This window comes from Pseudomonas sp. MF6755 (genome assembly GCF_016405635.1).
GTDB classification, from domain to species: Bacteria; Pseudomonadota; Gammaproteobacteria; order Pseudomonadales; family Pseudomonadaceae; genus Aquipseudomonas; species Aquipseudomonas haemolytica.
The window spans coordinates 147,498-160,905 of the sequence record NZ_JAEKDA010000009.1 but is presented as its reverse complement, the minus strand read 5'-3'; the positions used below and the strand labels follow the sequence as shown (position 1 = coordinate 160,905).

The following is a 13,408-nucleotide window of genomic DNA, read 5'->3' as shown; positions in this document are numbered from 1 at the left end:
GGGGCTCACCTCGCAGACAACGACGGGATCTCGAAACCATGATCCAGGTCCAGCAATGGGAACAGCAGGTCAGCCACGCGTTGGGCTTCATCGATCAGCGGATAGCCCGAGAGAATGAACGCCGACACGCCTTGTGCCTGGTACTCGCGCAAGCGCTCGGCGACCTGGGTTGCGCTGCCCACCAGGTAGGTGCCAGCCGCCGGGCGCAGGATGTCGAAACCGAAGAGGCTTGGCCCTAGCCACACATTGGGGTAGATCTCCAGCTCCCGAGCCGAGGGCAGGCACCCTTCACGCAGGGTCTGCAGGTTGCGTTGCACCTGGGGATCTTCGCTGACGTAACTGCCCAGGGTTTCGCCGGGAGGCAGTTGCCGCGCGACGCTATCCAGGGCTGTTTGCAGCGAGGTGCGCTGTAACAATAACTCGGCGTGGGCCCACGCCTCCTCCTCGGTCTCGCGCACGATGATCTGTAAGCGTGTGCCGAAACGCAGGGTGCGCCCGCGCTTCGCCGCTTCGGCGCCGACACGGCGGAATTTCTCACCCAGGCGTGGCGGGGTGTCGGCGAAGCTCAGGTACACGTCCAGCAAGTCCGCCGAATGGGCAACCCCGGCATCGGACGTACCCGCGCCCCAGAACTCGATCGGGGTGGATTGCGTCGGTGCCAACCACCCACCCAGAGGGTGATGGGCCTGCTGTGGGTCACGCGGCGCCAGCTTGATGTACTTGCCGTCAAAGCCTTGGGTTTGACCGGCATACACGCTGCGAAACGCGCGCCAGTATTCGCGACTGAAGTCGTAGCGCTCATCGTGGGGGAAGTGCACGCCCAAGGACGCCAGGCCGCTGTCATCACCGTTGACCAGGTTGAGCAACAAGCGCCCGCCCGAATACTGATCGAAGCTCAACGCCCACTTGGCCAGGACCGCTGGCGACAATTCACCGGGGTACTGCGCCACCAGAAAGCGCAGGCGCTGGGTGGCATCGATCAACGCAGCGGCGGTGGCCAGGTTGGCATTGGGGCTGGTGCCCAACAGCGAGCCATAAAAGCCGAGGCGGTCGGCAACCACCGCGATCTGCTTGAGTTGCTCGAAACCGGTCACCCAGCGCCCCGCTTCTTCCCACGGGTACGGGCCGTCGGGGGTGGTGAGGTACCACAAGAGTTTGATTGTCATGCTGTGTCGCTCCAGTAAAAGATCAGGGATGCACGCGTGGGCATGGCCTTAGAATCGGGTCAGCGCGCTGACACCAAAGGTGCGCCGATCACCCCGCGCGTCCCAGGCCACATCGAAGGGCAAGGGCACGCTGTCGGTCTTGTAGTGTTTATCGGTGAGGTTGTTGACGTAGGCGGTCAGGTCCAGGTCCAGCCGCCCGCCAAAATGGTAGGTGGCGCTGGCGCTGCCGAGCGTGTAACCGCCCTGGGAGACGCTGTGGTCTTCCTGGGCGGTGGGCAGGAAGTAGATGCGGCTCTGGTAGCGCCAGTCGCTGCCGAAATTCAGCGAGTCGCCGTTGTCCAGCGGGATGCGGTAGCTGGCACCCACCGCCAGGGTGCGCGACGGTGACCGCGCGATGCGGTTGCCGGAGTAGTCAATGCCACCGGATTCGAAGTCCTGCAATTGGGTATGCAGCAAGCCCACCGAGGCATTCAGGTGCAGGTTGTTGATCGGCAGGGCTTCAAGCTCGAATTCGGCGCCGCGAATCACGCCCTTGCCGCTATTGGTCAGCAACGACACCACTTGGCCGTCGCGCACCGACACGGCGTTGACCTGAATGTCCGAGTAGTCGTAGTAGAAAACGTTGGCGTTGGCGGTCAGGCGCTCATCGAACCACTCGCTTTTGATGCCCAGCTCATAGGCGTCGACGTTTTCCGGCGCCACCACCGCAGCCTCGGCCTGTACCAACGCGCCGCCACTGAAACCGCCGGAACGGAAGCCTTTGGCATAGCGCAAATACACGCGGGCGTTGTCGTTGAGTTGGTACTGCGGGGTGATGTCGTAGGTGAGTTTGTTCCAGGTGCGTTTCTCGTCCTGGATCACGGTCGTGGCCAGCGGCCCGGTGTAATGCTTCCACCATGAGTTCGCACTGCGGAACGACACATCGTTGCTGTCGGTGGCGGCCACGCGTTGCAGGTCGATGTCTTTGGTTTCACGGGTCCAGCGCAAGCCGGTAGTGAGGCTCAAGGGCTCGGTGACCTGCCAAGTGGTGCTGCCGAACAGGGCGAAGCTGTCGGTGTTCTGGTCGATGGCGGTTTTGCCGTAATCGGCGACGCCGAAGGCCTGGTTGTAGTCGGCTGGCAGTAAAGCGCTGCTGGCGGCGCTGTCCAGGTGTTCGTGGAACAGATGGGTACCGATGATCCAGCTGACCGGCTGGTTCTTCGCCGACGACAGGCGCAGTTCCTGGGACGCCTGCTTCCAATGGTCGTCAGAATAGGAACGGCCGAACTCGTAGATGCTCATGTTCGGGCCCTGGGCCTTTTCCTGGATGTCGTCGAACGCGGTGATCGAATCCAGTTGCAGATCGCCCAGGTTCCACTTCAACGCCAGCTGCACACCATTGTGCTGGATGCGGTCCTCAGCCTTGCCGGTGAACGCCGCGTGGCCGGTATTGGGCTTGGGTGCCGGGCCAAACAGTGTGGTACCTCCCGGCCCCGCGCCCCAGGCACGCGTGGCAATGCCCTGGCCTTTGTAGTCACGGGCATGCAGTTGAAGGGTGGCTTGCAGGTCATCGTTTATTTGCGCCAGCAATTGCAGGCGCAGCGCCTGATCGTGGATGTCGCCGACGGTGTGGCCATCCACCTTGTTTTTCAACTGGCCGTCGCTGCTCTGGTCGATGAACGACACGCGTCCGGCCAGCTTGTCCTTAAGCAACGTGCCGCCGTAGGCGCCTTCATACAGCTTGGCGTTGTAGTTGCCGGCATCGGCCTTGAAGTAGCCCGCGGGGTCTTCAAGGGTGGGTTTGCGCGAGACAAAGTTGATCGCCCCGCCGGTAGTGTTCTTGCCCCACAGGGTGCCTTGGGGGCCGCGCAGCACTTCGACACGCTCCATGTCGTACAGAGGAAAGCCGGTGGCGACATGGGGGTCGATGTACACGTCGTCAGCGTAGATGCCCACTGGGTAGACCGTGGTCGAGGCCATATCGCCGGAGCCCATGCCACGGATGTACCAGCGCGGCCGTTGGTGCCCGGCGAACTCCGGGGCGATGGCGTTGGGCACGTTGCGCAAGGCCTTGCCGGCGCTGAAACCGCCACCGCTGCTCTCGATGTCCTTGGCGCCGACTACAGAGATCGCTGAAGGCACATCCTGCAGCGACTCTTCGCGCTTTTGCGCGGTGACGGTGACAGTGGGTAAGGCATCGTTGCCTGCAACTCCTTCAACGGCGGCGAAGGCAACCTGGCTGTGCCACGCCAGGGTGCCAGCAATCGCCAAGGCCAGACGGTTGTAGCGAAATTGTGCGGGCATGGGCTTAGCGTCCTTGCGTCGGCGTGGCAGAGGCACGGCTCGACAGCAGTGCGCGGGCGTCTTGCAGGGGCTGGGGGGCGACCCATTGGGCGAGGTCGAAGTCGTGCTCGAGGAAACCGTGGCGATAGAGGAAGTTTTTTTGCAGCGCCAGGTATTCCAGGCGCTCGGTCGACAGGTCCGGGTGCAGTGAGGTGTGGAAATCGCCGCGATAGGCCGCTTCCACACCGGCACTGGCGGCGCGGGTTTCTTCCGCCAGGATGCCCCGCAGTGCGTCGAGGTTCTGGCTGGCCCAATCGGCGGCGCGCAGGGTTTGTGCGAGGAAACGCACCACGACGTCGTAGTGTTCGTCCAACAGGTTTTGGTGGATGGTGATGGGCCGTGGCGTGCCATTGTTGATGCGCTGGCGCGGCGTGGCGACCTGGTCCAGGTCGATGCCCACCACCAGCCCGAGTCGCTGGGCGGCGTCGGCGGCGGATGCGCCTTTGACGTACACCGCGTCCACTTCACCGCGTACGAGTGGGTCGAGGCCCGACCACAGGCGCTGAAGACCTTCCTGGGGTGGCAGGCTGTCATCGCGGGGGTGCAGGGCCACCTCCACCAGGTGGACATCAGTGAAGTCCAGGCCCGCCAACGAGAGTGCGCCCTTGTAGCCGGACAAGCTCATGGCACGGGCGATGCTGCCGGGGCGGTCGCCCGCTTCCCAAGCTGGCAGCGCCAGGCGCTTGCCACGCAAGTCGCGGGGAGAGCGAATGCCCGAGTCGGGACGCACAAGGATGGTTTGCCATTCCTCGATCCAGGTCAGACCGATCAAACGTGTCGGCGTACCAGCGCCGCGCGCGGCCAGGGCCGGCACGTTGCCGCCTTCGCGAAACAGCCCAGGCAGTTCGTGATCGTAGTGGTGACGCCCCAGTTGCTGAGTGTCCTGCAAGGTGGCAACGCGGATGCCGTCGCGGGCGAACTCCTCGCCCAACCAGCCCAACTTGAACGCAATACCGGAAGCGGTGGGTACCGGGCAACGGGTGAACCACAGCGTGTCCAGCGTGGGGGTGGGCAAGGTGGCAGCAATGGGCATGGGAACTCCGATCAGCGCGAATGAAAGACCCGATAACGGGTAGATACGCAGCCCATCGCAACGACCATGCCAACAGAACAAGCACCTGACTTACAAGGATTTAATTTAAATTAGAGACCCTAAAAACAACCGACTGCTGCCAGCGCAGCAGGCCACCAGCAACCATTGCTGCCGCTGCCACAACACGCCACACACGCACCCTGCCACCGCCAGCGCACACGGGCGAACAGGCGCTGGCGCAGAACTTGCTCAGCACCCGTATGGACCTACTTTTACCTGCCCTGCGAGACTTTCATCCATGAGTAACATCGCCCCTCATCTCCCCCTGCGCACCGAACGCCACGCCCTGGAAGCCGCTGCCGCCGCCGCAGTGCGGATCGCCCAACTGGCAAACGATCCTGCACACAACGAGCAGTTGCCCAGCCGCCAGGCTCAATGGCTTAGCGACTACGGCCTGACGGCGATTGGCGTGCCTGCGGCGCTGGGCGGGCTGGGGGCGTCAATACTCACCCAGGTGGAGGTAGTACGGATCATTTCCGCCGCTGACGGGGGTGTCGGCCAATTGCTGCAGATTCACTACGTAATGCTGCGCGGCATACTGGAGGACTACAGCGAGACGGCACGCCAACGCATCGTCAGCGATGTATTGGCCGGCAAGCGCCTAGCCAACGCCTTGGCCGAAGTCGGCGGGAAAAACAAATTTGCCTTGAAAACCCGCGTGGAGCGTCGCGCAGACGGGCAACTGGTGCTCAACGGCAGCAAGTTCTACTCGACCGGCGCTTTCCTGGCCGACTGGATCTGGCTGGCCGCGGCCTCGGAGCAAGGCGGCGCGGGCATCTGGCTGCACCGCGACACTCCTGGCTTGACCTTGGTGGACGACTGGCGTGCATTCGGTCAGCAGCACTCAGTGAGCGGCACTGTACGCTTCGAAGACATCATCCTGGATGCAGATTACGTGCTGCTGCGCGAAGGGCCGATGAAACGTACCGGGCTGACCTTTCCACAAATCCTGCACGCCGCCATTGACACGGGCATCGCAGCCGGCGCCTTGCAGGCCGGGGTCGAGTACCTGCGCCAGCATGCCAGGCCTTGGGTGGAAAGTGGTGTGGACCGCGCCAGTGAAGAGCCCCACGTGATCCGCCAGATCGGCGAATTCGCCGTGACCTTGCGCGCTGCCGAATCATTGTTGCGCGAGGCCGCGCGGTTGTTCGACCAGCACCTGCAGGATGAGCACGACACGGCGTTGCAGAGCGAGCTGATTCTGGCGGTGGCGACGGTGCGCGCCCATTCCGATAGCGCTTCACTGAAGATCTCCAGCGAGATGTTTTCCCTGCTCGGCGCCAGCTCCGCCCTGAGCAAATGGAACCTCGACCGCTTCTGGCGCAATGCCCGCGTGCACACCACCCACGACCCGATTCGCTGGCGCTTGCACCACGTGGGCAACTACTACCTCAACGGGGTGGACCCCGGCGAATACACGGCGATCCTGGCCAAAGGGGAACAGGGTCGGGATCGCGGACAGTAGTCAGCGGGCAAATCGCCCCTTGGCCGTATGGAAAAAGGGGTGATCCCAAGTATGTTTCCACCTATAAGGTGTCCGGAATCCGTAAGTGAACGCGGATTAAATTGGGTAAGCGGGCGCTGTCATTTAAACAAAACAATTCAAGCGTTTCGAATAGGAAACTCCAGACGAAAGCTAGTTCCTAATTGACTGCTATCTACGGTCACTCGACCGCCATGCAGCTGCAGAATCGAGCGAACGATTGCCAGCCCCAGGCCACCGGAATCGTCCGGCTGATTGCGTGAGGGGTCGCAACGGTAGAACCGATCAAACAGTCGAGGCAGATGTTGCGCTGAAATCGGCTGGCCCTGGTTGTGCACGGTGACCTCAATCCTGTTTTCCCACACCACACTGCTAATAGTCACTGCCGTAGCAGGAGAGCCATAACGCAACGCATTGGCCAGCAAGTTAGCCAATGCTCTACGGATCAAGGCAGGATCACCACGCAACTGATCATGGGCGTGATTGATCAGAGTGACATCACGTTCTTGCGCCACACCTTCAAAATACTCACACAGTTGCTCTACCAGATCGTGCAGGTTGATGAGCTCATCACTTACAGAGGCATGCGCCTGCTCGGTACGCGCGAGAAACAGCATGCTGTCGATCATTCGCGCCAGACGCTCATACTCTTCCTGATTGGAAACCAGCAGGTTCTGATAGTCCTCGATTGAACGACCATGCCTCAGGGATTGTTGGGTATGCCCCATCAGGTTAGAGAGTGGGGTCCGCATCTCATGGGCGAGATCCTCTGAGAATCGTGACAGCTGGGCGAACCCTTCTTCGAGGCGTGCAAGCATTTTATTAAGCGCCTGGCTGAGCGCTTGTAGTTCACTCAGTTCGTTGAACTCATCCAGTCGCAGATGCAGATGGTGTACATCAATTGCGGCAGCGCGCTTCGCCAGCAGACGCACAGGTCGTAGGCCCCGCTGACTGACCCACCCGCCGAGCACAAACGCCAGCAGCGAGCCGACTGACATCGCGAGCCAGAGCTTGAGTCGGTAAGCCCCCAGCATCTGCTCGCGCTCACTTAACAACTTGCCAGCAATCAGGGTCAAGCCGCGATCACCCTGCATGACATGCTGCCAGGCAAGCCGCACTGGTACTGAAGAGTGGCCCTCACCGAGCTGAGCCTGGGCTGCGGCAGGTAACTTGGGCAAGCTCATGCTGACGGGGTTGATTTCGATCAGCACCTGGCCAGTGTCATCGACAATCCACAGCAGGTTGTCGCGATTGCCCAGCATGTTTTCGTAAAGTTTGGGCCGATTTCGTAGTTGCTCGATGCTGTCACTGTCGTTGATCAATGCCTGCATGCGCTCCAGGCGCCCGAGCAGGGCCTGGTCATCGCGCCACGCGACTTCTCGCTGTAACGACTGATAAAGATAAAAACCAATGGAGCCCAGCAGCAGCGCACTGACTAACGCGAACATGACCGCGAGGCGCAAGCTCAGGGCACGCGGAAAGAGTTTCAGGATTGCACCTCAAGCATGTAGCCGATGCCACGCACTGTGTGTATCAACTTTAGTGGGTAAGGATCGTCAACCTTGGCGCGCAGTCGTCGGATGGCGACATCGACCACATTGGTATCACTGTCAAAGTTCATCTGCCAGATCTGTGAGGCAATCAACGAGCGCGATAGCACCTCCCCTTCACGACTGACCAGCAGGTGCAACAGAGCAAACTCCTTGTTGGTTAAGGTCAGGCGCTCACCCCCGCGCGTAACCTTACGTCGCAACAGATCCAGGCTCAGGTCTGCAACCAAGAACTGCTCGACCTCACGGGGCGGTCCCCTGCGCAGCAGAGTACGTACGCGTGCCAACAACTCGGCATAGGAAAAAGGTTTGACCAGGTAATCATCTGCCCCGGATTCAAGCCCCTTGACCCGATCCTCCACAGAGTCCCTGGCGGTAAGAAAAAGCACCGGGGTTTGCCACTTGCGCCGAATAATCTGAAGCAATTGCCATCCGTCCAGGCCCGGCAGCATGACGTCCAGAATGATCAGGTCGAACTCACTTTCCTGCGCCAGATACTGGCCCTCCAGGCCATCCAAGGCGACCTCAACCACATAGCCCGATTCAGTCAGGGCTTTGTGGAGGTAATCCGCTGTTTTCGCTTCATCTTCAACAACCAGGATACGCATCTTTTCCTCCAAAGCTGGAGCATAGGCTAGCGCGCCTCGCTGTTTTTGGCACATTACATCTTGGTAATCATGGGGCAATCATTCTGACGGAATGCACTGGTCATCATGTCTGGCTATGACTCACCCAGACAACACAAAGGAAAAAGCATGCGTATAAGCCTATCGACTTCATTGCTGACGTCACTCGCAATGAGCTCGGCGCTCGCCGTCGCAGCCCCGGATCAAGTTGTGCAGCGCAACGACGTTTCACTGGCCATGGCCAATGATTTGCTAAATGCCGCGCTGGCAGCGTGTCATGCCGATGGCCGTACAAGTGTTGCTGCAATTGTCGACAGTGGAGGCAACTTAGTCGCCCTGCAGCGCGACGATAACGTGGGCCCACACAACACATTAGCAGCCCAACGCAAGGCCTATACCGCCCTATCGACCAAGACGCCAACACGACTATTGGCAGAGCGTGCTCGCAGTACACCCGATGCTGAAAACCTCAACACCCTGAATGAGCTATTGCTACTGGGCGGTGGCGTGCCGCTGTTGTTTGAAGGGCAAGTCATTGGCGCTATCGGAGTGGCCGGTGCCGGTGGGGCAGCATTCGATGAAGGTTGCGCATTAGTCGCTATCAACAAAATTTTACCTGCTGTTAAAAACTAAGGACCTGATCATGACTGTAATAAAAACTTTTTTCGCTGGCGTTGTATTGAGTGTCGTATCGTCATTGGCATTAGCGGCAGCAAACCCGCTCAGCGTGCATGTACTCAACTTACAAGATGGTTTGCCGTCCCCTGGTGTCAATGTCACGTTGGAAAAACAGGACGGCAAGAACTGGAACACGCTCAACAGCGCAGCGACAAACGAGCAAGGTCGTATTCCCGGGCTGTACCCCGATGGTCAGGCCCTGGAAAAAGGCATCTACCGTGTCACCTTCAAAACCGGTGAGTGGTTCAAAGCTCACAAAATCTCCAGCTTCTTTCCAGAGGTACCGGTTATTTTCGAGGTGGACGGTACCGTTGCGCACTACCACATCCCATTACTGCTCAGCCCCTACGGTTTCTCTACCTACAGAGGGAATTGAGCTTCTACCGGACAGAGAGACAAGGCCGCCCCTAATCTCATGGGCGGCATTTGTGCTTGATTATTTGGCATCAACACCCTGTGTTTTATCTACCCGCCACCTCCAGTGGGTAAATCAGTGCAGCGACTTACCTGCCACCAGACCGCGAGCGGCCAGGTTGCCCATCAATGCACGCAGGCCAAACGTCCAGGGTGTAGCCTCATTGCTGTAGGTGACGCGGTTGTGCAGAGCGCCCAGCAGCGGACTGCCGATGCGCACGCTATCGCCCTGTTTGTGAGTGAAGCCGCTGCCCGGCTCTTCACGATCTTGCGTCGGGGCGAACAGGGTGCCGAGAAATAGCATGAAACCGTCTGGGTACTGGTGATCGCTACCCACGGTCTGGGCCACCAACTCCAACGGATCGCGGCTGATCTTCTCCATCGAGCTGCTGCCGCGCAGGATAAAACCGTCATCGCCTTCGACGTCCAACTCGACCACGCAGCAGCGCACATCATCCAGGGAAAAGCTTTCATCGAACAGGCGAATAAATGGGCCGATCGAACACGATGCGTTGTTGTCCTTGGCCTTGCTCAGCAGCAAGGCGCTACGGCCTTCGAAGTCGCGTAGATTGACGTCATTGCCCAGTGTTGCGCCGTGAATATGCCCACGGCTGCTCACCGCCAGAACGATTTCCGGCTCAGGGTTGTTCCATTTCGACCTGGGATGAATACCGACGTCGTTGCCGCTGCCGACAGACGCAAGAACCGGGGCCTTGGTAAATATCTCGGCATCAGGGCCGATGCCCACTTCCAGATACTGCGACCACAACCCCTGCTCGATCAACATATCCTTGAGGCGCGCCGCTTCGGCCGAACCGGGTTTGATCGAGCCCAGGTTATCGCCGATGGCTGACTTGACCAGGCTACGTACGGTTTCGGCCTTGACCGCATCGCCCCCGGCCTGCTCTTCAATCACGCGCTCGATCATGCTCGACGCGAAGGTCACGCCAGCGGCCTTGATCACTTGCAGGTCAACCGGTGGCAGCAGGTACGCCTTGGCAGGGTCAGAGCCCGATCCGGTGTTGGCCAACAGTGCTGCTGTGGTGCAGATGTATCGACCGCGAACGTTGCGAACCGCCTCAAGCGGCGATGCACTTTCCAGTAGATCACTCAACGTTGCGAAGGCTTCGGACAAATCAAATACGCCATCGGCGCGCAGTACGACTGGCGATGGGCCTGCTGTCTTCCCCGGCACCCAGGCTCGCCCGATAAGTGTCCCGTGCAAGCCATCAATCGGGAGGGTGTTTTCACAGGTCAATTTCGCAGTGGGCATAAGGCAATCCCTATCAATTGGATGTCGTTCGGGCAAAAACTAGTGGACTTGATTGATAAATCCCAATGACATATTTTCAGCATTTGATATCGTTTCGTTATCAATCAGGTTGAGTACCGTATGGAAAACGACGAGATTTCATTCGCCAGTGTCAGCAAGTGGCTGAAGATCAAGCACCTGATGCTGGTCGATACGCTGGCCCGGACCCGCAACATGCACACCACCGCCGAGCTGATGAATCTGACCCAGCCCGCCATCAGCAAGATGCTGCGCGACATCGAACTATTATTTGGATTCGCCTTGTTCGAACGGCAGACGCGCAGCATGGCGCTGACTGAACTGGGTGAGTTTGTCGTCCGGTATGCGCGGATGACGCTGGACGACACACAGTCCTTCGTCGATCAACTGAATAAAGTCCGCAAAGGTGGCCATGGTCACTTGAGAGTCGGCGCGATCTTCGCCGCAACGTCGGTGGTGCTGCCCGAAGCCATTACCCGGATCAAACTGGACCGCCCTATGCTGTCCATCGAAGTGATCGAGCAAACCAGCAATCAACTTCTGGAAATGCTCGAGCATAAGAAGCTGGATTTGATCATTGCCCGCTTCACCGATGAGCGTTATCAGCAACCGTTCGAATTTCGGACGCTAGGGCCCGAGCCTTTTTGCCTGGTGGTCAATAGCGGTCACCCCCTCGCGCAACTCGACGAGGTGGCGACCGAACAACTCAGTGACTGGCCGTGGGTCATGTACCCCTTCAATGCGCCCATACGTCGCCAGATGGAAAGCGCCTTCATCGAATTCAACATGCGCACGCCGACCAACACCGTTGAAACCATCTCGATGCCCACTTTCCTGCAGCTCCTGCAGTCGGGACCGATGCTCGCGTTTCTGCCCGAGTCCATGGTTCAGTCGCAGATTCAGATTGGCTTGCTCAAAGTGCTCAACACACCGTTCAAGGTCGAACCGCAGGACTACGGCATCATCACACGCAAGAACGAACCGCTGAGCGAAGCGGCCCGTGACTTTACCGATACCTTGCTGGAGCTCGCCAGGTTGCGCCGCGAAGCCACCAAACATTGAACCTCCATTGCAGGGTCTGAACGCCCAATCGATGAGAGAAAGTTATCAATCAATCCAAAGGTCTCATTAGGCAGCGGTGTCCGGGGGCTCTTATAGTGGCGCGACAAAGGTATGGCGCGGCCCGTGTGCCAGCGACCTCCCACGCTTGATAGCCAGAGAGTCCCCGATGGAATTGATTATGAAAACCGGCGCAGCCGCCGTGCTGCGCCTCAATCCTCTGGACGATGTGCTGATCGCCCGCCGGCCATTGTTGTCGGGTGAAGTCCTCGAACCACAAGGCGTGGTGGTTCGCCAGCCCGTCCCCGCCGGCCATAAGATCGCCTCGCACCGAGTCGAGGCAGGCCAACCTTTGCGTCGTTACGGGCAGATCATCGGGTTTGCGACCGAGGTAATCCAGGCCGGTGACCATGTGCATGTGCACAACCTGGCCATGGGCGACTTCGCCCGCGACTACGCTTTCAGCCACGATGTGAAACCCGAGCAGACGCTGAACGATGCGCCCGTGTTCATGGGAATCGTGCGCCCGGATGGCCGTGTGGCGACACGTAATTACATCGGCATCCTGACGTCGGTGAACTGCTCGGCCACCGTGGCCCGCGCCATCGCCGACCATTTCCGCCGCGACATTAATCCGGCTGCGCTGTTGGCGTACCCTCACGTCGATGGCGTCGTCGCCCTGACCCATTCCGCCGGTTGCGCCGTGGACCCCGCCGGAGAAGGCCTGGCCCTGCTGCGCCGGACATTGGCTGGCTACGCCACCCACGCCAACTTTGCCGCTGTGCTGGTGATCGGCCTGGGCTGCGAAACCAACCAGATCGAAGGGCTGCTCAGCAGCCAAGGTCTGAGCCGCAGCAATACCCTGCGTACGTTCAGTATTCAGGACAGCGGCGGCACCTCCAAGGCGGTCGCCAGCGGCATCGTCCAGGTCAAGTCGTTGCTGGAAGAAGCAAACCAGGTCAAGCGCGAACCGGTGAGTGCCAAGCATCTGCTCGTTGGCCTGCAGTGCGGCGGTTCGGATGGCTATTCCGGGATCACCGCCAACCCTGCGCTGGGTAATGCCGTGGACCGCTTGGTCGCCTGTGGCGGTACGGCAATCCTTTCCGAAACCCCAGAAATCTATGGCGCCGAGCACCTGTTGACTCGCCGTGCCGTCAACCGCGCCGTCGGCGAAAAACTTGTCGCACGGATTCACTGGTGGGAGGCGTATTGCGAACGCAATGGCGCCGAACTGAACAACAACCCGTCCGCCGGCAACAAGGTTGGTGGCTTGACCACGATCTTGGAAAAGTCGCTGGGGGCCGTCGCCAAGGCAGGTTCCAGCAACCTGGTCGATGTGTATGAGTATGCCCAGCAGGTCGGCGCGAAGGGTCTGGTGTTCATGGACACCCCAGGCTACGACCCGGTGTCGGCCACAGGCCAAGTGGCCGGTGGCGCCAACCTGATTGCCTTCACCACGGGACGTGGCTCTGCTTACGGTTGTGCCCCTTCCCCGTCGATCAAATTGGCGACCAATACCGCTTTGTGGAACCGCCAACGCGAGGACATGGACATCAACTGCGGAGAAATCGCCGAAGACACCATGACCATCGAAGCCTGCGGTGAGGCCATCTTCAATCTCATGCTACGCATCGCTTCGGGCGAACGCAGCATGAGCGAACAGCACGGTTACGGCCAGAACGAATTCGTGCCCTGGCAGATCGGCGCTGTCACCTGAGTCGACGGC

Annotated in this window: 11 protein-coding genes; 5 read left to right on the top strand and 6 right to left on the bottom strand. The window is 59.8% G+C overall.

Annotation, left to right across the window (positions count from 1 at the left end; all coding sequences use genetic code 11):
• Positions 1–5 precede the first annotated feature (5 nt).
• From JFT66_RS14000 to JFT66_RS13990, 3 genes are read right to left on the bottom strand one after another with little or no spacing between them, the layout of a single operon-like run.
• A complete protein-coding gene (locus JFT66_RS14000; protein WP_198859443.1) occupies positions 6–1,166 on the bottom strand; it encodes an LLM class flavin-dependent oxidoreductase in 1,161 nt (386 codons plus the stop codon).
• A 48-nt stretch (positions 1,167–1,214) separates the two neighbouring features.
• The gene (locus tag JFT66_RS13995; RefSeq protein ID WP_198859442.1) at positions 1,215–3,449 is read right to left on the bottom strand and encodes a TonB-dependent receptor; all 2,235 of its coding nucleotides are present in this window, start codon (positions 3,447–3,449) and stop codon (positions 1,215–1,217) included.
• Between the two features lie 4 nt (positions 3,450–3,453).
• Positions 3,454–4,521, bottom strand: a complete 1,068-nt coding sequence (locus tag JFT66_RS13990) for an ABC transporter substrate-binding protein (RefSeq protein WP_198859441.1) — start codon at positions 4,519–4,521, stop codon at positions 3,454–3,456.
• A 298-nt stretch (positions 4,522–4,819) separates the two neighbouring features.
• Here JFT66_RS13990 and JFT66_RS13985 point away from each other — a divergent pair, with 298 nt between their 5' ends.
• Positions 4,820–6,046: an acyl-CoA dehydrogenase family protein gene (locus JFT66_RS13985; protein WP_198859440.1), complete on the top strand. Its 1,227-nt coding sequence runs from the start codon at positions 4,820–4,822 to the stop codon at positions 6,044–6,046.
• Between the two features lie 137 nt (positions 6,047–6,183).
• Here the strand turns inward: JFT66_RS13985 and JFT66_RS13980 are convergent, their stop codons facing one another.
• Together JFT66_RS13980 and JFT66_RS13975 are read right to left on the bottom strand one after the other, a co-directional pair.
• Positions 6,184–7,554, bottom strand: coding sequence for a heavy metal sensor histidine kinase (locus tag JFT66_RS13980; RefSeq protein ID WP_153838446.1), 1,371 nt, complete (start codon positions 7,552–7,554; stop codon positions 6,184–6,186).
• Positions 7,551–8,222 carry a heavy metal response regulator transcription factor gene (locus tag JFT66_RS13975; protein ID WP_034119085.1) on the bottom strand — a complete coding sequence of 224 codons (672 nt, stop codon included), beginning with the start codon at positions 8,220–8,222 and terminating at the stop codon, positions 7,551–7,553. Before JFT66_RS13975 ends, JFT66_RS13980 begins: the two co-directional genes overlap by 4 nt.
• A 147-nt stretch (positions 8,223–8,369) precedes the next feature.
• Here JFT66_RS13975 and JFT66_RS13970 point away from each other — a divergent pair, with 147 nt between their 5' ends.
• Together JFT66_RS13970 and uraH are read left to right on the top strand one after the other, a co-directional pair.
• Positions 8,370–8,873: a GlcG/HbpS family heme-binding protein gene (locus tag JFT66_RS13970; protein WP_034119084.1), complete on the top strand. Its 504-nt coding sequence runs from the start codon at positions 8,370–8,372 to the stop codon at positions 8,871–8,873.
• Positions 8,874–8,883: 10 nt separating this feature from the next.
• A complete protein-coding gene (uraH, locus tag JFT66_RS13965) occupies positions 8,884–9,294 on the top strand; it encodes a hydroxyisourate hydrolase (protein ID WP_034119083.1) in 411 nt (136 codons plus the stop codon).
• A 114-nt stretch (positions 9,295–9,408) separates the two neighbouring features.
• Here the strand turns inward: uraH and JFT66_RS13960 are convergent, their stop codons facing one another.
• Entirely contained in the window at positions 9,409–10,605 is a 1,197-nt protein-coding gene (locus JFT66_RS13960) for a fumarylacetoacetate hydrolase family protein (RefSeq protein WP_198859439.1), read from the bottom strand.
• A 120-nt stretch (positions 10,606–10,725) separates the two neighbouring features.
• Here JFT66_RS13960 and JFT66_RS13955 point away from each other — a divergent pair, with 120 nt between their 5' ends.
• Both JFT66_RS13955 and JFT66_RS13950 read left to right on the top strand, forming a co-directional pair.
• Positions 10,726–11,685: a LysR family transcriptional regulator gene (locus tag JFT66_RS13955; RefSeq protein WP_034119081.1), complete on the top strand. Its 960-nt coding sequence runs from the start codon at positions 10,726–10,728 to the stop codon at positions 11,683–11,685.
• A gap of 166 nt (positions 11,686–11,851) precedes the next feature.
• Positions 11,852–13,399 carry a UxaA family hydrolase gene (locus tag JFT66_RS13950; RefSeq protein ID WP_034119080.1) on the top strand — a complete coding sequence of 516 codons (1,548 nt, stop codon included), beginning with the start codon at positions 11,852–11,854 and terminating at the stop codon, positions 13,397–13,399.
• The last annotated feature ends 9 nt before the right edge of the window (positions 13,400–13,408 follow it).